Genomic DNA, 22,620 nt, shown 5'->3' on the forward strand with positions numbered 1-22,620 from the left:
TTTGCCCATTCCTCATTGACTTGTCTCCAGGTTAATATTATAATATTTTCATAAGTAATATCGATATATTTCTACAAAAATTTCAATTTTGGGGGAAGCTATGTCTGATAAAGTATTAATTGTGGACGATGATCCGGCTGTCTATAAACTATTGGAAAAAGTCATGCACAGCAATGATCTGGAAACCGCGGTCGCAGACAGCGGCCTTGCAGCACTGAATTTATTAAAGAATCATTCCTATGATGTTATTCTTATGGATGTCATGTTAGGGGATATGGAAGGCTTTGAAGTCATCAAACGAATCCGCAGTCAGGGTGACCAGACTCCGGTGATGATTGTCAGCGGAAGAAACGAAGACTATGATTCGCTTTACGGTCTCTCTCTTGGTGCCGACGACTACATTACAAAACCATTCCGTCCGCTGGTCCTGGGCGCCAAAGTCAAAGCTTTAATCCGGCGCAATAAGAATCAGATGTTTGATAGTTCCGAAGTGATTGAGTGCGGACCTTTTTCTTATAACACCTCTACCATGCGCTTTTATAAAGATGGGGAAGAGATTGTTCTCTCCTCCAAAGAAAGCAGTCTGATGCTGTTGTTTATCAAACGGCCCAATCAGGTATTCACAAAGGATATGATTTATGAACATGTATGGGGAAACAGCATTGCCATTGACGATAACGCAATTATGGTATATATCAATCGTCTGCGCAGTAAAATCGAAAAAAACCGGCAGAAGCCGGTCCACATCGTAACAGTCAGAGGTCTTGGATACCGGTTTGTCCCATAGGCCTCTGCCTTTTTTATTTTTTTCCATATTTCTGCAATAGCTCTGTTAAAAAAATGGTGATTGCCATCAGATCTGCACAGCCTCCTGCACTGATATTCTTCTCTATAAACTCGGCATCCATACGTTTTAAGACAGTAAGAGCCCCTTTTTTATAGGCTCCACCGTCTTTTAAAAATGCTTCTGCTTTTTTCTGAACCGCTCTCAGTACCTTTATGTCATGTCTTGCTATAATATTAGAATCATCGACCTGACTCATAAGGGCAAATAAAGTCTCCAGCTTGATTCTGTTCCAGTCCTTCCCTTTCAAAAGTCCCTTCCGCATAACCGGAAGGGAGATCTGACGTATGGAAGCATAGCCGCTTATGGCTTCTCCTCTGGCGCCCATGGTTCCATATCTTCTCATATTTTTTTCGCCATTGGTGGTAAAGTCACGCATCTCACTGACCTCTTTTAACAGGGTTTTTCGTACCATTGCCTGCTCCATTTCTATCAGAGCTTTTATGGTTACTATTTTATCTGCTCTGATGCATGCCCCCACAGCCGCACAGAGTATTCCCATATGAAAGATAAGTCCCTTGTGAGTATTTACCCCATCTGTAGCCTGAAACATGGCATTTTCTGCGGCTAATCCAAGTCTCCTGATATTGGAAAACAACAGTCCTGGAATCTCCGGACTTTTCACACCTTCCAACGCCATATCCGCAAAATAGGGCTTTAGTGCTGCCGCACTTCGCTCAAATGTAAAAACATCCATGTCTCTATGAGCGCCATTGGAATATAAATCAACCAGCCCCGGCTTTGGGGAGGTATAAACCTCCTCCAATAATGCCCGGTAAGCCATATCTCCGATCCTCAGGGCCGCTTCATATCCTTGCTCCTGATCCAAACCAGAACAGAATTGCATGTTTACTCTCCTGTAAATTCAAAGTCCTTGATCTTACGCACCACATCCATCACAGTTCCATCACGTCCTTCAATGATTCCAACGATCTGATCATCAAAAACTACCCGCTCTGGCTCTCCTACGATAGAATAAGCAATGTCTCTTAATTCTTCAATGGTTTTGAAAGGAAGATCCACCCCTTTCATGGCTTCAATCAGATCCTGTCTCCTTGGATTGATGGCGATTCCATAATCAGTAATTACAACATCAACCGACTCTCCGGGAGTGGTTACTGTCGTTACATCGGTACAGACTGCCGGGATTCTGCCTTGAAGAAGGGGAGAGATCACGATGGTGCATTTTGCACCTGCTGCCGTATCCGGATGTCCGCCCTGGGCACCTGTGATCACACCGTCAGAACCCACTACCACATTGCAGTTAAAGTGCACATCAACCTCTAAAGCTGCCAGGATTACAAAATCCAGTTTGTTCACAATGGCGCCTTTATTAAAGGGATCCGCATATTCTCCTGCACTAATGCGGAAATGTTTCTGATTCATAACAGATTCCACTGCATTTAAATCAAAATCCTGGGTATCAAGCAAAGCATCAACCTGACCATTCTCCAAGAGATCGCACATGGGTTTGGTCAGTCCGCCCACGCCAAACCGCATACGGATGTTCCGTTCTTTCATAATCTTGGCAAGGGAAATCGTAGAGGCAATGGATGCACCCCCAACTCCTGTCTGATAAGAAAATCCGTCTTTAAAGTAAGGTGCATTGACAACGAACTGAGTGCAATAATCTGCCATCATCAGTTTTCTCATATCGCTGGTTGGTTTTGCTGCACCAGTTGCAATCTTATCTGGATTGCCGATTTCATCAACTACAACCACATAATCCACTTTTGTCATGGAGATATGAGCGGGGAAGTTGGGGAATGGCACCAGACAGTCCGTTATGGCAACTACCTTGTCCGCATAATCCGCATCTACCATCGAGTAAGAAAGCACACCGCAATTTGATTTGCCACCGATTCCCCGGCAATTGCCGTAATCGTCACAGGTAGGCGCACCAACAAATGCAATATCAATTCTCACTTCACCCGTCTCTATCGCACGGACTCTTCCTCCGTGAGAGCGCATTACTGCAAGCCCTTTTAGTTTTCCTTCGGATATTGCCTGCCCGATTTTTCCTCTTACACCAGAGGACTGGATTCCTACAATGGTTCCATCTTCTATCATCTCAACCAGTTTATCATGGGCTTTTCCAAGAGAACTGGCACAGATGGTAATATCCTTTATCCCCATCTTGTGGATCTCTTCCATAACCATATTCACAACATAGTCACCTTCACGGAAGTGATGATGGAATCCCAGAGTCATACCGTCTTTAATTCCACATTTCACCAAAACATCGTGAATACTTTCCACCAGCTTACTGCCTCCGGAATTCATTACGCACTTGGTAACCGGGCCATCCTTTTTGTATTCATACCCATCAAAATAATGATTCCCCATAAAGGGTTTCTTGCCTGTCTGTTCTAAGATTTCTTCCGGAATATCTCTCCCTACTGCATTTATCATCTTATAAATCTCCTTTATATACACCGGAGGCTTTCGCCAGCTCTATGGTTCTTTTCGCTCCGTCATAAAAAGCAATGTCGATCATTTTTCCATCTACTGTAAATACACCAATCCCCTTCTCTTTCTTATCGTCAATTTCTTTTACGACCTTCTCTGCAAACAGAATGTCTTTAGGGGTTGGTGTAAATATTTCATGAACAACCGGGATCTGGCGTGGATTTACAATGGATTTGCCGTCAAAGCCCATGAGATGAATGGTTTCAACTTCCTTGCGGAATCCTTCCATATCATCAAGGTTTGTAAATACCGTATCAAAACACTGGACCTTTGCTGCTCTTGCGGCAATAATCATGTTCTGTCTTGCGCCCATTAATTCCACACCGGTTCCTGTAATATGGGTCTGTAAATCCTTGGTATAATCTCCACCGGATAATGCAATACCAAAGAGACGTTCCGAAGCTTCGCATACATCCAATGCCTTCATCACACCTCTGGCAGACTCAATCGCCGCCATAATCAGGGTTCTTCCTTCGGGAATGTCAAAGTCTTTTTCTGCCGCTGCGATCTCTGCTTCAACTGCACGGACCTCTTCAGGTCTTTCTGTCTTTGGAATACGGATTGCGTCACAGCCTCCTGCAACAGCACAGCGGATATCCTCTTTCCAGTATTCTGTATCCAGACCATTGATCCGGACAACGCGTTCACAGCCTCTATAGTCAATCTCCTTTAATGCGTGATAAAGCGAGAATCTTGCTACATCCTTCTGGTTCTCTGCAACTGCATCTTCTAAGTCCAGCATCAGAGAATCGGGTTTATAGATATAGGGGTCCTTAACAAGTCCTGGTTTCTGTGCATTTAAAAACATCATGGTTCTTCTTAACCGTTTTTTATTTGGATTCATCGCTTTTTGCACCTCCCCAAAGATGATTTTCAAAATGGTCTGTGGAACGGCTGACTGCGCCTTCCACCCGTGCCTTAATCGTGCAATCCAGAGCGCCCTTATCAACAACGGCAATTTTAATGCTGCTGATTCCTAACTGGTTAAGCGTTTCCATTACTACTTTCCGGATCTGATTCCCATACTGGTTGATGACGGAACTTTCCAGCACAAAATCAATGGTTCCATCGCCTGGCTCTACGGTTACCTGACAATCACTGGATTCTAATGTTCCCGCCACGGCTGGTTTTTTTATCTCCATTTTGCTTATATCCTCCCTTTTGTTTTCGTATGATTTCATTGTAAATGCACAATCTTAACCAGGGTGAAAAGGAACCTTAAAATTTGTTAAGACAGAAAGTGCCGCAAAATTAATGTATTTATCAGACAACATCAATCTTACAGCACTTTCTTTGTTTTGGGGGAGAATCATTCTCTATTTTTCACGAAGCCATGCTTTTATCATCGTTTCAATATACTGATACAGTTCTTCTACCGTATGGCTCCGGCTTCTTGCACATACCTTTGCTTCTTTTTTGCATAAGAGACAGGAGCGAACTGGTGCACCAAGCACTTCCCTTCCGATCCCTTTTCCTTCCTGGTCATAAACATCCATATCAAATAGTCTTCCGAGGGGATGGGACTCTTCGATAGAAACGGTGATCCGTTTTACCGCTGTGGCATCTTTACTTTCTACCGCCGCAATTTTTAAATAGCCTTCTTTTTTCTTCACTTCAATTTCTTCCAGTATGTTAAGACCATTCTTCTCCAATGCCAGAAGCAAAGCATCTTCTCCTGCTGCAAATGCTTCTGATATAATAGAAGAACTCTTCGTCGGACCTGGAATATTCATGCCCAGTGCTACGATCACTGCTTCTTTGTGTTTATTCCGCAGTTGATTCTGCAAAAACACTTTTCCCTCACGGAAGCAGAGCATTTCTTTTAATGTTACAGGACTTTCCATAAGGAGATTCTCCTTCCTTTCTGCCAATCTTTCTGATCTTTACAACCAGAGGAATCACCATGAGAACCCATACAATGGGTTCTGCCACAATAATTCCCATATATTGAAGTACAGGAGCCAGAAACATGGCTATGGCTACTTTCCCAGCCAGTTCAATGAGGCTGGATACCACCGGAGTCTTATGATCTCCGCACCCCTGCAGCGCATTCCGGAATATGGTGATGGAGGATGCCACCATGTAAAAGACAGAATTGACTTTTAAATAAAGGGAAGCAGTACTTAATACTTCCGGGCTTTTAGATCCTGTAATCAGGTATACGAGAACAGGAGATGCCGCATAGCTTAATAAAATCATTGCACCGGACCAGACCCAGGTAATGGCAAGGGCATTGCGTATTCCAAGCACAATCCGTTCCTGCCTGCCGGCTCCCATGTTCTGACCGCAGAAAGTCGCCATCGTCACTCCCATAACAGAAAAAGGAAGCATGAAAAACTCTGTAATCTTCCGGGCAGCCGTATGAGCCACAATAATGTCCGTACCAAACGTATTGATCATTCTCTGCAGAGACAGGGTTCCAAAGAACACCAGAGACATCATCAGTGCCATGGACAGCCCTGAGGAATAAAGATCCTTTGCCTCTGCCCATGTAATCTTAAAATCCTCTAACCGGAACCGAAAAACAGGATAACGCTTCACCATATAAAAAAGGCACAAAAGTGCAGAAACCGACTGGGCAATCACCGTGGCAAGCGCCGCACCGGAGACTCCCATATTCAGGTTTAAGACAAACAAAAGCGCCAATACAATATTAAAAAGGCTGGAACCCATAAGAAATATTAAAGGAGCAACTGTATCGCCTACGGACCGCAGGATATTGGCACAGCCATTATAGAGCATCGTCATAAACATTCCCAGTAAAAGCAGTCTGATATATGCTTTTGCATCGTTATAAAGTTCTTCTGGTACGTTAAGAATACGAAGAAAAAACGGCAGCCCCGCGATACACATCAACGTCAGAAACAAGGATGTTACCGTTCCAAGCAAAAGACTTCCTGCTGAATACCTGCGGACTCCCTCTTCTTTTCCTGCCCCATAGCTTTTTGCAGTCAGAAGCGCAAACCCTGCAGTCAGACCAGACAGGAATCCGATAAAAAGTGTGCTGATGGACGTGGTGGCACCTACTGCTGCCAATGCCTGATCCCCCAGCACGCTTCCCACAATCCTGGTATCTGCCAGACTGTAAAAAAGCTGAAAGAGATTCCCAAGTGCCACGGGAACCGCAAACTGCAGCATAATTTTTGTTGGATTCCCTTTTGTTAAGTCTTTCATGTTACTTTCTCCAATTCGTATAATAACGGCAATGCCGGAGTGATGCAAGATCAGAAACTATCATCAGGAAAAGTCTTCAAATCCCTGAATCATGGGATAAGGAGCACAGTCTATAAACGGGGCGGTCAGAGTGCCTTTCACATAAAAGCTAAAAGCCGGACGGCGGTTATTTGCCTTAATGGGGTTTTTGATGAGACGGTCATTTCTTCCCAGTTCTCCTATGTAGTTTCCATTCTGGTCATAGAGTTCTGTTCCATAAAATTTCCCCAGAATGGTTCCGTCACAGGCTACCAAATAGTCTTTTTGTCTCACGCCGATATAGGTTCCTCCCCAGCTCCAGTATTTTGTCATCGTTTCCACACCTTTCCTCTTCATTATTCCTAAACATCATACACCATTCTTTCTTAAAAAGAAACCCAGATCCATACACATTGACAAAATTTCATCCTTTACTGGATTTTTCTATGGATCTGTTATATAATCAACTGCAAAAACACGAGAATAACCACATGCACAGGAGGATACTTATGGGATTTCAATACGTTAACAATCTGCCAAGCCCGGAAGAAATCAAGGAACGCTTTCCCCTTCCGGAGAAATTAAAGGCTCTTAAAATAGAAAGAGATCATGCAATCAGCGATGTACTCACCGGAGCGAGCGATAAATTTCTTGTTATTATTGGTCCCTGCTCCGCTGATAATGAAGAATCTGTATGTGATTATGTAAACCGTCTTGTAAAAGTCCAGGAAAAGACAAAAGACCGTCTGATTCTGATTCCGAGAATCTATACCAACAAGCCAAGAACAACAGGCGAAGGCTATAAGGGAATGCTTCATCAGCCAGACCCTGAAAAAAAACCGGACATGCACGAAGGTCTGATTGCAATCAGGAAGCTTCACATGAAAGTTTTTGAAGAGACCGGATTATCAACGGCTGACGAGATGCTTTATCCTGAGAATTTAGGCTATATGGATGACATTATGTCCTATATTGCCATTGGTGCCCGTTCTGTAGAGAACCAGCAGCACCGTCTAACCTCCAGCGCATGCGATGTGGGGGTTGGAATGAAGAATCCCACCAGCGGAGATTTATCTGTTATGCTAAACTCCGTGGTTGCCGCTCAGCAGCCTCACGATTTCACCTATCGGGGCTGTGAAGTTAAAAGCGACGGGAACCCACTGGCACACACCATTTTACGAGGTGCAGTGAATAAGCACGGACAGTGCATTCCCAACTACCATTTTGAAGACCTGTCCCTTCTTCATGAAATGTATGCGAAACGGAACCTGGAGAATCCTGCCTGCATCGTAGATGCCAACCACTCCAATTCCAACAAAAAATATATGGAACAGATCCGCATTTCCAAAGAAGTCCTTCACAGCCGGAGACATTCCGACGAGATTCACACTCTGGTAAAAGGTCTGATGATCGAAAGCTACATCGAACCAGGCGCACAGAAAGTCGGAGAAGGCTGTTACGGTAAATCCATCACAGACCCATGTCTGGGCTGGGAAGACTCTGAACGCCTTCTTTACGAGATTGCAGAACTGATATAATGGATAAAAAAAAACTGGTGAAAGAAAAATCTCTCATCAGTTCTTTTTTTACAATCCAAGAATTGCTGTAACCCCAAAATAGATGAATACCATAATTCCCAAAACAATACGGTAATATCCAAAGAACTTGAAGTCGTGCTGTCTGATATAGCCCATTAAAAAGCGAATGGCATAAACAGAAACTACAAACGCCACTACCATACCAAGAATCAGATAAAACACCTGAGTTCCGTTAAAATTAGCGCCGTATTTGACGATCTTTAAAAGACTGGCACCGAACATAACCGGAATACCGAGGAAAAAAGAAAACTCAGCGGATGCCGCTCTGGAACAGCCTAAAATCATAGCGCCCAGAATGGTGGAACCAGATCTGGAAGTACCGGGAATCAATGCAAGAAGCTGAAATAGTCCAATATAAAGTGCAGTCTGATAGGAGATATCTCCCACCTTCATAACTTCAAAATTCTGATTCTTATTCCGGTTCTCAATCACCAGAAAGAGCACGCCATAGATGATCAGAGTGGCTGCCACCACATATCCATTCATTAAGTATTCTTCTAAAATATCATCAACCAAAAATCCGATTATTGCCGCAGGAATACAAGCAAGAACAATTTTGCTCCACAAAACCAGTGTAGATGTTCTCTGAGCCGGTTTTTTCCCAAGTGAAAAGGGATTCAGCTTATCAAAGTACAGCACAACCACTGCCAAAATAGCTCCAAGCTGGATCACCACAAGAAACATATTCATAAATGAAGGCGGCTGGTTCATATGAATAATCTCATCCACCAGAATCATGTGTCCGGTACTGCTTATGGGAAGCCATTCGGTAAATCCCTCCACAATCCCAAGTACAATCACTTTTAAAATCTCTAAAATATTCATTGCATTTCCTCTGCTTTATTTAATATTTTCAATCTGCCAGTCAACAGGCTCCATTCCGTTGGACTCAAGAAAGGCATTTGCTTTGCTGAAATGTTTACAGCCAAAAAAACCTCTGTATGCGGAAAGGGGACTGGGATGAGGTGCCTCCAGAATTAAGTGTTTCGGATTATGAAGCATGGTTTTTTTGCTCTGTGCCGGGCGCCCCCATAAAAGGAAAACCATAGGACGGTCCTGCTCATTTAATACCTTAATTGCCGCATCTGTAAACTGTTCCCACCCAATTCCCTGATGGGAATTAGCCGCATGGGCACGAACCGTCAAAACCGTATTTAACAGCATGACACCTTGATCTGACCACTTTTTTAAATATCCATGATTTGGGATCTCACAGCCTAAATCTTCTTTTAATTCCTGATAGATATTCACAAGGGATGGCGGGATATCTACTTCTGGTTTTACGGAAAAGCACAACCCATGCGCCTGACCATGATTATGGTAAGGGTCCTGCCCCAGAATCACAACCTTTACTTTTGACAGAGGCGTGAACTGAAATGCGTTAAACACATCCTCCGGTTCCGGAAATACTCTGCCAGTTTCATATTCCTGTTTCACCTTTTGATAAAGTTCCCTGTAATATGGCTTTTTAAACTCTCCACTTAAAGGTTCCAGCCAGTCATTCTCAATTGCTCCCATGTTTTCTCCTTTGCTTTAGATCCGAACCGGTATTCCCGATTCTCTTAAATATTGTTTTAAATCCATAATCTCCATCTCTTTATAATGGAATAAGGACGCCGCCAGTGCAGCATCTGCCTTTCCCTCTGAAAGCGCATGGCCAAAGTGTTCCATTGTTCCTGCACCTCCGGAAGCAATCACAGGCACAGATACCGTCTCCGCAATGATGCGGTTTAATTCATCATCATAACCTGCCTTTGTACCGTCACAGTCCATGCTGGTAAGAAGAATCTCCCCTGCTCCAAGCGCATCTGCCTGTCTCGCCCATTCCACGGCATCAAGACCGGTATCAATCCTTCCGCCGTTCTTAAATACATTCCAGCCGCTTCCATCAGCCCTGCGCCTGGCATCAATGGCAACTACCACGCATTGTCTGCCGAACTTTTCAGCCGCATCAGAAATCAGTCTGGGAGTATTAAGGGCAGAAGAATTAATGGAGATCTTATCCGCTCCTTCTCTTAAAAGCATCTTAAAATCATCTGTGGTACGGATTCCTCCGCCTACGGTAAAGGGAATGAATACTTTTTCCGCTACCCGGCGGACCATGTCCACCACGGTACTCCGGTTATCCGATGATGCAGTAATATCTAAAAAAACCAGTTCATCTGCTCCAGCCTTATCATATGCGGCAGCAATCTCTACCGGATCACCTGCATCCTTTAAATTCACAAAATTAACGCCCTTTACCACCCGTCCCTCATGCACGTCCAGACAGGGTATAATTCTCTTAGTAAGCATCCGGCTCCTCCTTAGGTAAGTTCAATGAAGTTTCGTAAAATCTTAAGTCCTGTGTCACTGCTCTTTTCCGGATGGAACTGGCAGGCAAAAATATTCCCCCGTTCCACGGAGGCACCAAAGGACAGACCATATTCTGACGTTGCCGCCACATCAGACTGCTCCCCTGCTTTTAAATAATATGAGTGGACAAAATAAACATATGCCCCGGATTCAATTCCCTTAAAAAGTTTTGCTTCCGGTGCAATGGTCAGACTGTTCCACCCCATATGAGGAACCTTAATTCCAAGGGAATCAGGGAAACGGACAATGGTTCCAGGAAGAATACCAAGCCCCTTTATTCCCTGGGATTCCTCACTGCTTTCAAACATAAGCTGGAGACCCAGACAGATTCCAAGAAAGGGAGTTTTGTTTTTAACTACCTGATGAATCACCTCCACCAGTCCATATTGATGAAGCTTTTCCATTGCATCACCAAAGGCACCTACCCCTGGAAGAATGACCTTATCTGCAGCAAGAATCACTTCCTTATCCCGGCTTATAACCGGTTGTTCTCCAAGAGAAACCAGTGCTTTTTCCACACTTTTCAAATTACCCGCATCATAGTCTATGATCGCAATCATGGCAGTCTCCTCTTTCGCCTTTTTTCAACATTTTAGCACAATCCCCTTTCATGCACAACGCAAAAAAGGGTTATAAATTTCGGAAAAATTCCAAAGAATTCTCTGAAACAGAAGAAGCCTTCTCTTTTACCGACTCAGGAAGCTGGTAAAACTCTCCATGTATCCGGTACAGATACGCCTTATGATTCAATGCCGCAGTCTTCTCAAATGGCCAGCGGATTACTGTGGGAGTCTTAAATCCCACTCCAAGTTCCAGAATCAGCAGCTTCTTATTGAGTGTACCGGCAATCCAGCCTGTATATGCCCTCCACTGGGGAAGATATCCCTCTTCGATATAATTCTCTGCTTCAATGGTATTGCCCGTCAGCGGTGCCCCGCAATGAGGACAGATGTCGTCTGGTATCTCTCCCGGCTCCCATATATCTTTGGTACAGGATTTTTCGCACTGCCTCCAGGTCACATTGCCGCAAGGAGCTGTAATGCGGCTCTGGTCTAAAAGAGAGTTCCTGATCTCTCCGTCTGTCAGTGTGGTAACTATAAAATAATCCTTTTCACGGATCATATCTCCAAGCTTATTATAAAGAGCTTTAATTTCCTCCTGATCCTGTCCTCCCCACTCTTCTCCAATTCCAATTAAAAGTTTTTCACAGGAGTCTATCTCTTCTTTTATTTTGTCATTCCAGTTCTTTGTCATAATCTTATCCGCCTTTTATTGAAAGTCCTTATCTATTATACAACAGGGAGGATTGTAAGAAAAGACAAAAAATTCTATTCTTGCCCCGTCCTATTAATCTATGGTATACTGAACAATGGATTTAACATAATAAAAGGAAGTAAGTGAATGATGAATAAAAGAAGAAAGCTTTCTCCCTTACTGGGATTCTTTGCAGCGATTGCAGTCCTGGCACTGCTGTTAGTCGTATATAATCTGACCAGACCCGTCCCTATGGCAGGCACAAAAAACATCTCTATTGATGTTGTTTATGAAAACGGAATCACCGAACATTACCAGACCACAACAGAAGCTCATTTTCTTCTGGAAGCACTGGAATCCATTCCGGATCTGAAACTGGAAGGAACCACCAGCCAGGAATTCGGGCTTATGGTTACAACCATCAACGGCAAGATGGCGGATTATCAGAAAGACCAGGCCTACTGGGCATTGCTGCTGCACGGAGAGCCATGCAGCTATGGTGTCAGCCAGCAGCCGGTAAAAGATGGGGAACGATATACATTCCAGTATACCAAAGAATCGGTTAAGGATAAAAAGCAATGAACAATTCCCGTCGGTTAAGCCCCAGGGAACTGGTTTTAGACGCGCTTCTGGCTGCTATCCTGTTTATCAGCCAGATCAGTCTTGCAGGAATCGCCAATGTGGAACTGGTTTCCCTGTTATTAATTGTATACACATTGGTATTTAAAAAACACGTATGGCTGATCCTGTACGTGTTTGTTGCTTTGGAAGGGCTGGTCTATGGATTTGGTCTTTGGTGGTTTTCCTATTTATATGTATGGGCAATTCTCATCGCCATGGTCTCCTTTTTCTTCCGGGCAGGCACGAAGAACCCTTTTTCGGTGGCACTGCTTTCGGGCGTATTTGGAATGCTGTTCGGCTTTTTCTGTTCCCTGTCCTATGTGGTAACAGCAGGGCCGAAAGCCGCTTTTATCTGGTGGACTGCCGGAATTTTATTTGACCTGGTTCATGGAGCCGGCAATTTTATCTTAGCTCTTATTCTGTTTCGGCCTCTGCACCAGCTTCTTCACAAACTAACACGTATTCACTCATAAAAAGGAGTAAGCATTTATGGAATCAGCAATTGCAAAAGTAAAAAAAGGGGAAGCTCGCGCCTTAAAAGCAGGCGGTATGTGGATTTATGACAACGAGATTGATACCATTACCGGAGATTTTACAAACGGAGATATCATAGCTGTAGAAGATTTTGACGGTTATTCCCTGGGAAAAGGTTTTATTAATACCAATTCTAAAATCGCCATCCGCATGATGACCCGAAAAAAAGATACAGAGATTAATGAAGCATTTCTGGAAATGCGGGTGCGCAATGCCTGGGAATACCGAAAAACCACAACAGACACCGACAGCTGCCGCATTATCTTTGGGGAAGCTGACTTTCTTCCCGGGATTGTTATTGATAAATTCGCAGACGTACTGGTGGTAGAATCCCTTGCGCTTGGAATCGACCGGATGAAGCCTGTTATTTTAGAGATTTTAAAGAAAGTTCTGGCAGAAGACGGTATCAATGTGCGGGGCATCTACGAACGAAGTGACGCCAAAGTCCGCCTTTTAGAAGGGCTGGAACGGGTAAAAGGCTTTATTGGAGAACCCTTTGATACCAAAGTGGAGATTACAGAGAATGGTGTTAAATACTTAGTCGATGTTCAGGACGGGCAGAAAACAGGATTCTTCCTTGACCAGAAGTATAACCGGCTTGCCATGCAGAGAATCTGCAAAGGGAAAAAGGTCTTAGACTGCTTTACCCATACCGGCTCTTTTGCCTTAAATTCCGGATATGCAGGAGCAGAGGAAGTTCTTGGCGTGGATGCTTCCGAACTTGGTGTTGCACAGGCAATGGAGAATGCCCGTATAAATAACCTGTCTGACCGGGTTACTTTCCAGTGTGCCGATGTATTCGAACTTCTTCCTGAGCTGGAGAAAAAGGGAGAACAATTCGATGTGGTGATTCTGGATCCGCCCGCTTTTACAAAATCCAGAAATTCCGTTAAAAACGCAGTCAAAGGTTACCGGGAGATTAATCTCAGGGGCATGAAGCTGGTCCGGGACGGCGGCTATTTAGCTACCTGTTCCTGCTCCCATTTCATGACTCCCGAACTCTTTACCAAAACCATACGGGAAGCCGCCACAAGCGTCCACAGACGTCTCCGTCAGGTAGAATACCGTACCCAGGCAGCCGACCATCCTATTTTGTGGGCAGGTGAAGAAACTTCTTATTATTTAAAATTCTATATCTTCCAGATTTGTGAAGAAAAATAAAAAGGATTCCACAACGCTCCGATGCAGATCTGCTGGAGCGTTGTGTGAACCCTTTTTTGTTAAACCTGTTTATTTTCGAAATTGCGAATAGACCCCTCCAGGCACAACGCCTCCCCGGTACTGAGCCATCTCACTGACCGTGACCATCTGATATCCCGCCTCTGCAAGACGAGGAATAATCTCAAGAGCAGCCGCTCCGCTCTGGGAATACAATTCGTGCATCAGAACAATATCTCCATCCTTAACTTTGCTCATAACCGCCTGCACACTCTTTTGCGCATTCCGCGTCTTCCAGTCCAAAGTATCAATGCTCCACATAATAATAGGCTGTTTTACATTTGCAAGAACTGTACTGTTCTTAAGTCCTCCCGGAAGTCTTACCAGCGCCGGTCTTGTTCCCGTAACGGCGAATACTGCATCGTTGCACAGGTTAATCTGTCTCTGGATCTGTGCTGCACTTAGTTTTGTTAAATATTTATGTTCATAAGTATGATTCCCGATCTCATGTCCTTCCGCTACCATGCGGTTAAGCTCGGTCTTATATGAAGCCGCCCTGTTTCCTACGATAAAAAAGGTTGCCTTTCCGCCATACTGTGCCAGACAATCCATAATCTGATTTCCAACAGGTGCATAAGGTCCGTCATCAAAGGTCAGAGCCACCATAGGTTTTGATGGGTCAATCTGTCTTCCTGCAGGCTGGGTTTCTGCCTGTCCGCTTTCCTCAGAAGATGTCTCCTGGGGTTCCCCCTTTGTTTCCTCTGTGGTTTCCTTTTCTCCAGAAGTTTCCTCCTGGGCAGTTTCCTTCTCTTCTTTGGTCGCCTCTTCCGCCTTACCTGGCTTCTCGGAAACATTTCCGTTCTCATCTACCCACCTTGCAACTCCAGGCCCCAGATTTTCATCAATCCAGCCGCTTCGTATCCCAGTTCCATCAGGAGCCGGAGCCGTCTCATCTGCCATTGACGAAAACGGAACTGCAGGTACAAACGCAATCACAAGCGTAACTGCCATTAAAATACTGATCCATTGTAAAAATCGTTTCATTCTCTTTCCCTCCTCTGCCTGTCTCTCCATTCTACTATACAGGAAAGAATGGAATATGAAAAGTGTATTAAGGGATATCTTCGGATTTACAAGAAAAATTTAAGAAAGAATTAGGAAAAAGTGCATGGATTATAGGAAAACCACCATACTAAGATTGGAGGTGATAGAACATGAGCCCAAAGGAATTAATCTATATTGAAGATGCTCTCGGACATGAAAAATTTTTAAAAACACAGTTCCAGGATGCAGCACAGAATCTTCAGGACCCTGAACTGAAATCATGCGTGCAGGAATACATGCAGAAGCATCAGCAGATCTTTGACAGTTTTTATAACTTAGTGTAAGGAGGAACCGCAAATGGATGACAAGTGTATCATGGAAAACCTGCTTAACACCACCAAAGGTGTGTGTGATCTTTATATGCACGGAACCATTGAATCCGCTACCATGAATGTGCACCAGACTTTTGATAACGCTTTAAAAGAAAGTCTGTGCATGCAGGACAGTATTTATAAAAAAATGTCCGCAAAGGGATGGTATCCCACAGAACAGGCAGAACAGCAGAAAATAACAAAAGTTAAAAATCAGTACGCTGGAATGTAATGGTAATGGGCTGATCCCGAAAGGAATCAGCCCATTGTTTTAATGTCTGTGCATTGGAACCGTTTCAAGTCCCTGACTCTTTAAATTCTCATGTACTTCTCTGGCGTCCGCCTGACCGATTAACAGATCACGGGCCTTTTTTGCCTCATTTTCATTCTTAAATCTTGCAGGACCGCCTACACAGCCTCCGGTACAAACCATGCCTTCCACAAAATCTTCCGGCAATTTGCCAACTTTCAACAGCATCAGTGCTTTCTTACATTCTGCTGCACCGTTGCACTTCATTACCTTAATATCCGTATTCTGCTCTGTCTCTTTTAAACATTCCAAAACAGCCGCGGTTACACCGCCTCCATTCCCAAAACGTTTTCCAAATACAGATGCCTGCTGATATGTATTCTCTTCCGGCTCTAAATCAACGCCTTTTGCCTGCATCATGGCATATGCTTCCCCAAGTGTCAGAACAAAGTCCGCATTGCCCTTTACATTGGGGTCCAGATTCTCACTCTTCTTTGCAATACATGGTCCGATAAATACCGTTACTGTCTCAGGATCCTGTTCCTTTAACATTCTGGATACCGCACACATCGGAGATACGGTGGTGGACATGTTATCAAGAAGTGTTGGATAATGCTGTTTGATCATATTTACAAAAGCCGGACAGCAGGAAGTGGTCATCTTCTTTCCTTCCTTATAAGCTTCTGACCATTCTGCCGCTTCTGCTGCTGCAGTTAAGTCACCGCCCAAAGCAACCTCAACCATGTCCGCAAATCCGATCTTCTTCAACGCAGTCTTCCAGCTTGCCATGGTAATATCCGGTCCGTACTGTCCTTCTGTAGCCGGAGCAACCATTGCAACCACCTTTTTTCCTGCCTGAATCTGACGAATTACATCTGTTAAAAAGGTCTTGGTTCCGATTGCGCCGAATGGACAGCCTGTAACACAGGCTCCGCACTGGATACATTTCTTTTCATCAATTACAACAATGCTGTTCTCATCCATGGTAATGGCATTGACCGGGCAGCTCTTCCTGCATGGACGTGTTAAGTCTGCAATTGCATTGTAAGGACAAGCCTGGGAGCACTTTCCGCATTCCTTACATTTTTCCGGATCAATATGAGCACGGTCATGTCCCATGGTAATCGCACCAAAGTTACAGGAATTCTGACATGCTTTTCCCATACAAAGCTGACAGTTGTCCGTCACCACATAACGGGCAATAGGGCAGCCTTCACAGGCAGAGTTAATAACCTGAACAATATTGGGAGTGTCCTTACCGCTTGGACAGATCCCCTCCGCAAGTCTTACCCTTTCCCGGATAATCTCTCGTTCTCTATAGATACAGCATCTAAACTGAGCCTTGGGACCAGGAATAATGTGATAGGGAATCTCGTTTTTGTTCTCTTCTATTTTGTCCTCCCATACAAGCTTTGCCACTTCCAGTAATACCTGATGAGTGATACGTTGCAATGTTGCGTCATTCGTTGCCATAATCTTCCTCCTGCTACTGCCACTGCTGTGGCATGTGAATATTCTACTTACTTCATAATATGTGATTGTAACCCTTTTACCCGTATTCCTGTAAATTTTTCCGGGAAAGCTGACCATGCCCCCCGAAAAAAGCGCCCTTTACCGGCGCCGTCATGTATTTGTTGCATTCAGGGCGTGTATACAATCCCTTTATTCGACTATTATCGCATATTCACGTTGGGTTATCAATAAATTTTCACCGATTAGGTGTACTTTTTAACATGCAAAAGGACCGGCATCTCATCCGGTCCCTGCTTTTATCTCTTTGCCAGCTTTGTAATGGAAGCTGTAATCAGTTTTTTGAACAGCGGTGCCACCCGGTCTGCTGTTTCCTGCACTTCTGTATGGCTTAATGGTTCTTTTGTAATTCCGCATGCCATATTGGTGATACAGGAGATTCCGCAGACTTTCATCCCCATGTGATTGGCGGCAAGCGCCTCACATGCAGTACTCATTCCAACTGCATCGGCACCCAGAATCCGACACATCTGGACTTCTGACGGAGATTCATATGCAGGACCGGAAAGCTGCATGTACACTCCTTCTTTCATCTCAATGCCTTCTTCTTTGGCAGCTTCTTTGATGATTTTTCGAAGGTCCCTGTTATAAATATCGCTCATATCAGGAAATCTGGGTCCCAGCTCATCTATGTTTTCACCGATTAAAGGAGAAGGGACAAAGCTTGCAATCTGGTCTTTAATCAGCATGAAATCCCCTGGCTTATAATCTTTATTCACACCGCCGGAAGCATTGGTAAGAAATAAGACTCTGGCTCCTAAAAGCCCCATCAGTCTGGCAGGAAGCACCACATCAGTCATGGGATATCCCTCATAATAATGAACCCGTCCCTGCATAATCACAACCGGAACCTGATTGACATAACCAAAGATAAATCTTCCCTTATGTCCGGCTACGGTTGATACAGGAAATCCTTCTATCTCTTTATAATCAATGGTAGAAACTACCTCAATCTCTTCTGCATACTCTCCAAGACCGGAACCAAGGATCAGTGCAACTTCCGGTACGAAATCTGTCTTTTCCCGGACACTTTTTAAACAATTCTGTAATTTTTCATATACCTGATTCATATGATTTCTTTCTCCCTTCACATTCCTGTTTTTCAAATTAACACAGGTATTCTCAGTATATCACAAATTCCCCGGTCTCTGCATCCACATTTTGACAAATCCCTCTTGCCGGTGCTATACTAAGGCAGACAATGCCTTCTAAAAGAAGGCGTTTTTAGAAGGAGGAATTATGATGAAAAAAACACGATTATTATGTGCAGTTTTTGCTATGGTAACTGCATTACTTGCCGGCTGTGCCGGAACTGCCGCATCGGATTCTAACGGCGATACGCCAGAAGAGATGAAGGTCCAGGCAGAATCCGCATCCACCCAGCAAACAGAACCCTACACTTTAAAAATAGGTTCCTTAAAAGGTCCTACTTCCATGGGACTGGTTCCGCTAATGGATAATGCCAGACAAGGTTCATCCAAAGGTTCTTATGACTTTACCATGGTCACCGGTGCAGATGAACTTCTTGGAAAAATAATGAAAAATGAGTTGGATGCCGCACTGGTTCCCGCCAACATGGCTTCCATTCTTTATGAAAAAACAAACCATGAAATCACAGTTCTTGATATTAACACTCTGGGTGTCCTTTACGGAATCTCTTCCGACAAATCCATTGAATCCGTTTCGGACTTAAAAGGGAAAACCGTATACCTTACTGGAAAAGGAACCACACCGGATTATGTCCTGCGCCATGTACTAAAAGCCAATGGCCTGACAACCGATGATGTGACTTTAGAATACAAATCCGAACCTGCAGAAGTGGTTTCTACCTTAAAAGAGAAACCAGATGCCATCGGACTGCTCCCACAGCCTTTTGTAACCGTTGCCCTGGCTCAAAATGACAGCTTAAGCATTGTATTAGATATGACAAAAGAATGGGATGCAAAAGCAGGGGAAGACGGAGGAAGCCTTGTTACTGGTGTCACAATCTGCCGCAATGATGTTTTAAAGGAACACAAAGACGCCATTGACACATTTTTGTCCGAACATAAAGCTTCTGCTGAATTTGTCAATTCCAATCCTGGGGAAGCTGCTGTTTCCATTGCTTCTGCAGGAATCATAGAGAAAGCACTCATTGCAGAAAAAGCCATTCCGTATTGCAGCATCACTTATGTGGATGGAGAACATATGAAATCTCTTTTAAGCGGTTACTTAAAGGTTCTCTACGAGATGGACGCTGCTTCTGTAGGCGGTACACTGCCTGATGACAGCTTCTATTATATGCCTTAATATGAAGTATTCTCTCTTTCCTTTAAGGCGTGCCGGTATGATCCTGTTCTGGCTTCTTCTCTGGCAGACCATAAGTCTGTTTTTTGCCAACAGCATTATTTTGGTAGGACCTGCAGAAGTGATAAAAGCACTGCTGCCCCAGGTGTTGAAGGCTGATTTCTGGGGGACCATCTGGTTTTCTTTCGGAAGAATCAGTCTGGGGTTTTGTCTGGCTTTTCTATCTGGAATCCTGATTGGGGGAACCGCATGCCGGTTCCTTCTTCTGGAGGAGCTTCTAAGACCACTTATTTCTTTTTTTAAATCCGTTCCTGTTGCTTCTTTTATCATATTGGCACTAATCTGGATGGGATCGGAGAATCTATCTGTCTTCATTGCATTTATTGTTGTATTTCCAGTGATCTATATTAACACCATGTCTGGGATCCGCAGTGCAGATGGAAAACTCCTTGAGATGGCACAGGTATTTTCCATGCCAGTGGGAAAAAAACTTTTTTACATTTATCGCCCCGCCCTTCTCCCTTATCTGATAAGCGGCTGCCGCGTGGCACTGGGCATGAGCTTTAAATCCGGAATTGCCGCAGAAGTAATCGGAGTACCAGACCATTCCATCGGAGAAAAACTTTATATGGCAAAGATTTATTTAAGCACAGCCGATTTGTTTGCATGGACACTGGTGATCCTGATCATCAGCGCCATCTTTGAGACATTCTTTTTAAAACTTTTAACCTTGGCATCTCCAAGAACCATCAAAAAGGAAGGTGATAGGGAAACATGGAATTAAAAATAGAACATTTGTCCAAATCTTTTGGAAACTTAAACGTTTTAGATGATGTAAACCTTTCCCTTCATTCCGGTCAGATTTATTGCCTGATGGGACCATCCGGGTCCGGAAAAACAACCTTGTTTCAGATTCTATTAGGCCTTGTGACTCCGGACAAGGGAGAAATCCATGGACTTTCCGGCAGCAGAATCGGTGCTGTTTTCCAGGAAAACAGGCTGTGTGAGGAATTCACACCTGTGGATAATTTAATCATGGTAAACCATGGATACAAAAAGGAGGACCGGGCAAAGGCAAAAGAACTGCTTGCACGGCTTTTACCGGAAGAATCCCTGCTTCGTCCTGTCTCCACCTTAAGCGGAGGCATGAAACGGAGAGTCTCTATTGCAAGAGCACTCTGGGTTCCTTCGGATATTCTCTTAATGGATGAACCCTTTACAGGACTTGATGAAGAAACAAAACACAGAGTAATAAAGCAGATTACAGAATCCTCCATTGAGAAGCTGGTCCTCATCAGCACTCACCAGAAAGAGGATGCTGCGCTTTTAAAAAGCACCTTGATCCACTTATAAAAACAGCCGCTGCAACATTTGCAACGGCTGTTTTATCATTTTATCATAATCTTATTTTAACTTTAAGGTATCAAGAGCGGCTTCAATCTGATCAATCACTGCTTTATCTTCGGACTCTACAGAACCGGAGGCGCTGATATATTTCTTTGCTGCTGCATCATAAGAACCTGTAATTGCATAATAGCGGACTCCATCCTGAGGAGTTGTATAGCGGATTGCGTAACGGAACTTCTGGCTTCCGTTGGCTCCGTTCTCCACTTCATAACGAACGAATTCCAGATCATCGCCTCTGCTCACCAGCTTCTTATACTCTTCCATGGATTCGGGATAGACTTCACGGGCATCATTGGCACCCTCTCCCTCTATATAAGTAACTTCTAAAATGTCATTGCCGCCAGGAGAAGTAAATGCTGCTACACTTTCATCCCCATCTTCATCAACACTCCAGTTCGTCGGAGGTGTAATCTGGTATTTCCCCGATTTGGAGGTAAATACCCCTGATGTAATGCTTCCTGAATCAGCAGCAGTCTTCTGTACATATGCTGTGGTTTCTTCGCTTTCTGATTCGTCTGCATCTTCGCTCTCTGATTCTGCCAGAGAACTCTCTGCATTCGTTGTCTCATTGGTTGCTACAGTAGCCGCTGCTTCTTTGGAAGCATCCTGCTCTTTTGTATTTTTCTTTGATCCACAAGCGGTAGCTGCTGCCATAACAGTCATGGCAAGAACAATTACTGCCAACATTTTTTTTCTTCTCATAACAATCACTCCTTATCATCTGATTCATTACTGGTGACGAGGTGAATTATAGCACGCAGGAAAAGAAAAGTATAGGGGATTAAAGGAACTGAAAGAATCCCAAAGAATTCTTAATAAATTTTCCAGCTTCTGTCCGGGCTTTCCATTTCAAGAAGATGAATCTTAATAGGAAGTCCTCCTCCATAACCCACCAGTCCTCCATTGGCACCAATCACCCGGTGACAGGGAATTACAATGGAGATAGGATTACGGTTATTCGCCATCCCAACAGCCCTGCAGGCTTTGGGACTGCCAACAGCAGCCGCAATATCCTTATAACTTCTGGTTTCCCCATAGGGAATGGCACACAGAGCATTCCAGACCTTTTTTTGAAATTCTGTTCCAGCCGGATTCAGCGGAAGATCAAACTCCTTCCTTTCCCCTTTTAAATATTCCTGCAGCTGAAACATCACCTGCTCCAAAAGTTCCGTCCTTTTTCTTACTGCACCTTCTGGTTCGTATTCAAAAAAATACACCCCGACCAAAGCTTTCTCATCACAGATCACTGTCAGTGTTCCGATTGGACTGTCCAAAGTATCATAATACTTCATATTCTTTCTCTCCCTTCTCTTTTGTGAGTCCTTTAACGGTTCAACTCTTTATTTAATTTTATGATTCTTCTATTTTACCATAAAAACTTCAATCATCCGATTGTTTTTAAACATTCATTATAATTCCTTTCGAATATTTATGAAATGTTTATGGGCTGGTCAAACTTCCGTCACATTTAATGGATATACTAGTAAATGTAAAGGAACCCCACCCTTTTAATATTGACTTTTTATTTTTCATACTCAACCGGCAGGAACAGCAATTTTGTTTCTGCCGGTTCCTCCCTTTCTGGACAAAAAACTCCAAATAACCACGTAAATACAAGCTTTTCAAGGAATTTGAAATTTTTTCTAAAATATTGTTGACAAAACTATAACCATCATATATAATAACTCTTGCGTTGCTGAAAAGCAA

At 43.8% G+C, this 22,620-nt stretch carries 27 protein-coding genes; 10 read left to right on the forward strand and 17 right to left on the reverse strand.

The features are described from left to right. The first annotated feature begins 100 nt into the window (after nucleotides 1–100). Complete coding sequence (locus tag FAY33_RS05255; protein ID WP_143319730.1) at nucleotides 101–787, forward strand: response regulator transcription factor; 687 nt, start codon at nucleotides 101–103, stop codon at nucleotides 785–787. Nucleotides 788–800: 13 nt separating this feature from the next. On the opposite strand, the gene citG is transcribed toward FAY33_RS05255, so the two are convergent. The 7 genes from citG to FAY33_RS05290 form a co-directional block, all read right to left on the reverse strand. Beyond that, complete coding sequence (gene citG, locus FAY33_RS05260) at nucleotides 801–1,691, reverse strand: triphosphoribosyl-dephospho-CoA synthase CitG (RefSeq protein ID WP_143319731.1); 891 nt, start codon at nucleotides 1,689–1,691, stop codon at nucleotides 801–803. Between the two features lie 2 nt (nucleotides 1,692–1,693). Further along, the gene (citF, locus tag FAY33_RS05265; RefSeq protein WP_143319732.1) at nucleotides 1,694–3,256 is read right to left on the reverse strand and encodes a citrate lyase subunit alpha; all 1,563 of its coding nucleotides are present in this window, start codon (nucleotides 3,254–3,256) and stop codon (nucleotides 1,694–1,696) included. A gap of 1 nt (nucleotide 3,257) precedes the next feature. Beyond that, the gene (locus FAY33_RS05270) at nucleotides 3,258–4,157 is read right to left on the reverse strand and encodes an aldolase/citrate lyase family protein (protein ID WP_143319733.1); all 900 of its coding nucleotides are present in this window, start codon (nucleotides 4,155–4,157) and stop codon (nucleotides 3,258–3,260) included. After that, nucleotides 4,144–4,455 carry a citrate lyase acyl carrier protein gene (gene citD, locus FAY33_RS05275; RefSeq protein WP_143319734.1) on the reverse strand — a complete coding sequence of 104 codons (312 nt, stop codon included), beginning with the start codon at nucleotides 4,453–4,455 and terminating at the stop codon, nucleotides 4,144–4,146. The genes FAY33_RS05270 and citD overlap by 14 nt, the downstream gene beginning before the upstream one ends. Nucleotides 4,456–4,629: 174 nt before the next feature. Beyond that, entirely contained in the window at nucleotides 4,630–5,157 is a 528-nt protein-coding gene (gene citX, locus FAY33_RS05280; protein WP_143319735.1) for a citrate lyase holo-[acyl-carrier protein] synthase, read from the reverse strand. Further along, nucleotides 5,114–6,487: an MATE family efflux transporter gene (locus tag FAY33_RS05285; protein WP_143319736.1), complete on the reverse strand. Its 1,374-nt coding sequence runs from the start codon at nucleotides 6,485–6,487 to the stop codon at nucleotides 5,114–5,116. Before FAY33_RS05285 ends, citX begins: the two co-directional genes overlap by 44 nt. Nucleotides 6,488–6,550: 63 nt before the next feature. Next, a complete protein-coding gene (locus FAY33_RS05290) occupies nucleotides 6,551–6,838 on the reverse strand; it encodes a hypothetical protein (protein ID WP_143320032.1) in 288 nt (95 codons plus the stop codon). Nucleotides 6,839–7,014: 176 nt separating this feature from the next. Between FAY33_RS05290 and FAY33_RS05295 the strand changes: the two genes are divergently transcribed. Then, a complete protein-coding gene (locus tag FAY33_RS05295; RefSeq protein WP_143319737.1) occupies nucleotides 7,015–8,043 on the forward strand; it encodes a 3-deoxy-7-phosphoheptulonate synthase in 1,029 nt (342 codons plus the stop codon). A 48-nt stretch (nucleotides 8,044–8,091) separates the two neighbouring features. Here FAY33_RS05295 and FAY33_RS05300 read toward each other — a convergent pair whose 3' ends face one another. The 5 genes from FAY33_RS05300 to FAY33_RS05320 all read right to left on the reverse strand — a co-directional run bounded on the left by FAY33_RS05300 (nucleotide 8,092) and on the right by FAY33_RS05320 (nucleotide 11,712). Next, the gene (locus tag FAY33_RS05300; protein ID WP_143319738.1) at nucleotides 8,092–8,928 is read right to left on the reverse strand and encodes an undecaprenyl-diphosphate phosphatase; all 837 of its coding nucleotides are present in this window, start codon (nucleotides 8,926–8,928) and stop codon (nucleotides 8,092–8,094) included. Nucleotides 8,929–8,943: 15 nt separating this feature from the next. Then, a complete protein-coding gene (gene ung, locus FAY33_RS05305) occupies nucleotides 8,944–9,621 on the reverse strand; it encodes a uracil-DNA glycosylase (protein WP_143319739.1) in 678 nt (225 codons plus the stop codon). Between the two features lie 15 nt (nucleotides 9,622–9,636). Next, nucleotides 9,637–10,398, reverse strand: coding sequence for an imidazole glycerol phosphate synthase subunit HisF (gene hisF, locus FAY33_RS05310; RefSeq protein WP_143319740.1), 762 nt, complete (start codon nucleotides 10,396–10,398; stop codon nucleotides 9,637–9,639). 11 nt (nucleotides 10,399–10,409) lie between these two features. Then, nucleotides 10,410–11,018: an imidazole glycerol phosphate synthase subunit HisH gene (hisH, locus tag FAY33_RS05315; RefSeq protein ID WP_143319741.1), complete on the reverse strand. Its 609-nt coding sequence runs from the start codon at nucleotides 11,016–11,018 to the stop codon at nucleotides 10,410–10,412. Nucleotides 11,019–11,088: 70 nt separating this feature from the next. Beyond that, complete coding sequence (locus tag FAY33_RS05320) at nucleotides 11,089–11,712, reverse strand: hypothetical protein (RefSeq protein WP_143319742.1); 624 nt, start codon at nucleotides 11,710–11,712, stop codon at nucleotides 11,089–11,091. A gap of 147 nt (nucleotides 11,713–11,859) precedes the next feature. Between FAY33_RS05320 and FAY33_RS05325 the strand changes: the two genes are divergently transcribed. From FAY33_RS05325 to FAY33_RS05335, 3 genes are read left to right on the forward strand one after another with little or no spacing between them, the layout of a single operon-like run. After that, nucleotides 11,860–12,294, forward strand: coding sequence for a DUF4430 domain-containing protein (locus tag FAY33_RS05325; RefSeq protein ID WP_243126605.1), 435 nt, complete (start codon nucleotides 11,860–11,862; stop codon nucleotides 12,292–12,294). Then, complete coding sequence (locus tag FAY33_RS05330; RefSeq protein WP_143319743.1) at nucleotides 12,291–12,806, forward strand: hypothetical protein; 516 nt, start codon at nucleotides 12,291–12,293, stop codon at nucleotides 12,804–12,806. Before FAY33_RS05325 ends, FAY33_RS05330 begins: the two co-directional genes overlap by 4 nt. Nucleotides 12,807–12,822: 16 nt before the next feature. Beyond that, complete coding sequence (locus FAY33_RS05335; RefSeq protein WP_143319744.1) at nucleotides 12,823–14,028, forward strand: class I SAM-dependent rRNA methyltransferase; 1,206 nt, start codon at nucleotides 12,823–12,825, stop codon at nucleotides 14,026–14,028. A 69-nt stretch (nucleotides 14,029–14,097) separates the two neighbouring features. Here the strand turns inward: FAY33_RS05335 and FAY33_RS05340 are convergent, their stop codons facing one another. Continuing rightward, nucleotides 14,098–15,069 (reverse strand): polysaccharide deacetylase family protein, encoded by a 972-nt coding sequence (locus FAY33_RS05340; protein WP_243126608.1) that lies wholly within the window; start codon nucleotides 15,067–15,069, stop codon nucleotides 14,098–14,100. A 170-nt stretch (nucleotides 15,070–15,239) separates the two neighbouring features. Here FAY33_RS05340 and FAY33_RS19290 point away from each other — a divergent pair, with 170 nt between their 5' ends. Further along, a complete protein-coding gene (locus tag FAY33_RS19290; protein WP_185967501.1) occupies nucleotides 15,240–15,413 on the forward strand; it encodes a hypothetical protein in 174 nt (57 codons plus the stop codon). A 13-nt stretch (nucleotides 15,414–15,426) separates the two neighbouring features. Then, complete coding sequence (locus FAY33_RS05345) at nucleotides 15,427–15,672, forward strand: spore coat protein (protein ID WP_143319746.1); 246 nt, start codon at nucleotides 15,427–15,429, stop codon at nucleotides 15,670–15,672. Between the two features lie 39 nt (nucleotides 15,673–15,711). On the opposite strand, the gene FAY33_RS05350 is transcribed toward FAY33_RS05345, so the two are convergent. Next, nucleotides 15,712–17,163, reverse strand: a complete 1,452-nt coding sequence (locus FAY33_RS05350; RefSeq protein WP_143319747.1) for a 4Fe-4S dicluster domain-containing protein — start codon at nucleotides 17,161–17,163, stop codon at nucleotides 15,712–15,714. Between the two features lie 296 nt (nucleotides 17,164–17,459). Further along, a complete protein-coding gene (locus FAY33_RS05355; RefSeq protein WP_143319748.1) occupies nucleotides 17,460–18,290 on the reverse strand; it encodes a purine-nucleoside phosphorylase in 831 nt (276 codons plus the stop codon). Nucleotides 18,291–18,459: 169 nt separating this feature from the next. On the opposite strand from FAY33_RS05355, the gene FAY33_RS05360 reads away from it, so the two are divergent. From FAY33_RS05360 to FAY33_RS05370, 3 genes are read left to right on the forward strand one after another with little or no spacing between them, the layout of a single operon-like run. Then, nucleotides 18,460–19,509: an ABC transporter substrate-binding protein gene (locus FAY33_RS05360; protein WP_347562660.1), complete on the forward strand. Its 1,050-nt coding sequence runs from the start codon at nucleotides 18,460–18,462 to the stop codon at nucleotides 19,507–19,509. Between the two features lies 1 nt (nucleotide 19,510). Then, nucleotides 19,511–20,290, forward strand: a complete 780-nt coding sequence (locus tag FAY33_RS05365; RefSeq protein WP_143320035.1) for an ABC transporter permease subunit — start codon at nucleotides 19,511–19,513, stop codon at nucleotides 20,288–20,290. Continuing rightward, on the forward strand, nucleotides 20,281–20,859 hold the full coding sequence (locus tag FAY33_RS05370) for an ABC transporter ATP-binding protein (RefSeq protein WP_143319749.1): 579 nt from the start codon (nucleotides 20,281–20,283) through the stop codon (nucleotides 20,857–20,859). The genes FAY33_RS05365 and FAY33_RS05370 overlap by 10 nt, the downstream gene beginning before the upstream one ends. A gap of 51 nt (nucleotides 20,860–20,910) precedes the next feature. Here FAY33_RS05370 and FAY33_RS05375 read toward each other — a convergent pair whose 3' ends face one another. Both FAY33_RS05375 and FAY33_RS05380 read right to left on the reverse strand, forming a co-directional pair. Beyond that, complete coding sequence (locus tag FAY33_RS05375) at nucleotides 20,911–21,615, reverse strand: hypothetical protein (protein WP_143319750.1); 705 nt, start codon at nucleotides 21,613–21,615, stop codon at nucleotides 20,911–20,913. Nucleotides 21,616–21,725: 110 nt separating this feature from the next. After that, complete coding sequence (locus tag FAY33_RS05380; protein WP_143319751.1) at nucleotides 21,726–22,205, reverse strand: methylated-DNA--[protein]-cysteine S-methyltransferase; 480 nt, start codon at nucleotides 22,203–22,205, stop codon at nucleotides 21,726–21,728. Between the last annotated feature and the right edge of the window lie 415 nt (nucleotides 22,206–22,620).

Source organism: Clostridium sp. HBUAS56010 (assembly GCF_007115105.1).
In the GTDB taxonomy this organism is placed as follows: domain Bacteria; phylum Bacillota; class Clostridia; order Lachnospirales; family Lachnospiraceae; genus Lacrimispora.

Bases quoted from the DNA above. Each gene is read 5' to 3' on its own strand.
- FAY33_RS05255 (WP_143319730.1), top strand. From the start codon at position 101: ATGTCTGATAAAGTATTAATTGTGGACGATGATCCGGCTGTCTATAAA.
- citG (WP_143319731.1), bottom strand. From the start codon at position 1,691: ATGCAATTCTGTTCTGGTTTGGATCAGGAGCAAGGATATGAAGCGGCC.
- citF (WP_143319732.1), bottom strand. From the start codon at position 3,256: ATGATAAATGCAGTAGGGAGAGATATTCCGGAAGAAATCTTAGAACAG.
- FAY33_RS05270 (WP_143319733.1), bottom strand. From the start codon at position 4,157: ATGAATCCAAATAAAAAACGGTTAAGAAGAACCATGATGTTTTTAAAT.
- citD (WP_143319734.1), bottom strand. From the start codon at position 4,455: ATGGAGATAAAAAAACCAGCCGTGGCGGGAACATTAGAATCCAGTGAT.
- citX (WP_143319735.1), bottom strand. From the start codon at position 5,157: ATGGAAAGTCCTGTAACATTAAAAGAAATGCTCTGCTTCCGTGAGGGA.
- FAY33_RS05285 (WP_143319736.1), bottom strand. From the start codon at position 6,487: ATGAAAGACTTAACAAAAGGGAATCCAACAAAAATTATGCTGCAGTTT.
- FAY33_RS05290 (WP_143320032.1), bottom strand. From the start codon at position 6,838: ATGACAAAATACTGGAGCTGGGGAGGAACCTATATCGGCGTGAGACAA.
- FAY33_RS05295 (WP_143319737.1), top strand. From the start codon at position 7,015: ATGGGATTTCAATACGTTAACAATCTGCCAAGCCCGGAAGAAATCAAG.
- FAY33_RS05300 (WP_143319738.1), bottom strand. From the start codon at position 8,928: ATGAATATTTTAGAGATTTTAAAAGTGATTGTACTTGGGATTGTGGAG.
- ung (WP_143319739.1), bottom strand. From the start codon at position 9,621: ATGGGAGCAATTGAGAATGACTGGCTGGAACCTTTAAGTGGAGAGTTT.
- hisF (WP_143319740.1), bottom strand. From the start codon at position 10,398: ATGCTTACTAAGAGAATTATACCCTGTCTGGACGTGCATGAGGGACGG.
- hisH (WP_143319741.1), bottom strand. From the start codon at position 11,018: ATGATTGCGATCATAGACTATGATGCGGGTAATTTGAAAAGTGTGGAA.
- FAY33_RS05320 (WP_143319742.1), bottom strand. From the start codon at position 11,712: ATGACAAAGAACTGGAATGACAAAATAAAAGAAGAGATAGACTCCTGT.
- FAY33_RS05325 (WP_243126605.1), top strand. From the start codon at position 11,860: ATGATGAATAAAAGAAGAAAGCTTTCTCCCTTACTGGGATTCTTTGCA.
- FAY33_RS05330 (WP_143319743.1), top strand. From the start codon at position 12,291: ATGAACAATTCCCGTCGGTTAAGCCCCAGGGAACTGGTTTTAGACGCG.
- FAY33_RS05335 (WP_143319744.1), top strand. From the start codon at position 12,823: ATGGAATCAGCAATTGCAAAAGTAAAAAAAGGGGAAGCTCGCGCCTTA.
- FAY33_RS05340 (WP_243126608.1), bottom strand. From the start codon at position 15,069: ATGAAACGATTTTTACAATGGATCAGTATTTTAATGGCAGTTACGCTT.
- FAY33_RS19290 (WP_185967501.1), top strand. From the start codon at position 15,240: ATGAGCCCAAAGGAATTAATCTATATTGAAGATGCTCTCGGACATGAA.
- FAY33_RS05345 (WP_143319746.1), top strand. From the start codon at position 15,427: ATGGATGACAAGTGTATCATGGAAAACCTGCTTAACACCACCAAAGGT.
- FAY33_RS05350 (WP_143319747.1), bottom strand. From the start codon at position 17,163: ATGGCAACGAATGACGCAACATTGCAACGTATCACTCATCAGGTATTA.
- FAY33_RS05355 (WP_143319748.1), bottom strand. From the start codon at position 18,290: ATGAATCAGGTATATGAAAAATTACAGAATTGTTTAAAAAGTGTCCGG.
- FAY33_RS05360 (WP_347562660.1), top strand. From the start codon at position 18,460: ATGATGAAAAAAACACGATTATTATGTGCAGTTTTTGCTATGGTAACT.
- FAY33_RS05365 (WP_143320035.1), top strand. From the start codon at position 19,511: ATGAAGTATTCTCTCTTTCCTTTAAGGCGTGCCGGTATGATCCTGTTC.
- FAY33_RS05370 (WP_143319749.1), top strand. From the start codon at position 20,281: ATGGAATTAAAAATAGAACATTTGTCCAAATCTTTTGGAAACTTAAAC.
- FAY33_RS05375 (WP_143319750.1), bottom strand. From the start codon at position 21,615: ATGAGAAGAAAAAAAATGTTGGCAGTAATTGTTCTTGCCATGACTGTT.
- FAY33_RS05380 (WP_143319751.1), bottom strand. From the start codon at position 22,205: ATGAAGTATTATGATACTTTGGACAGTCCAATCGGAACACTGACAGTG.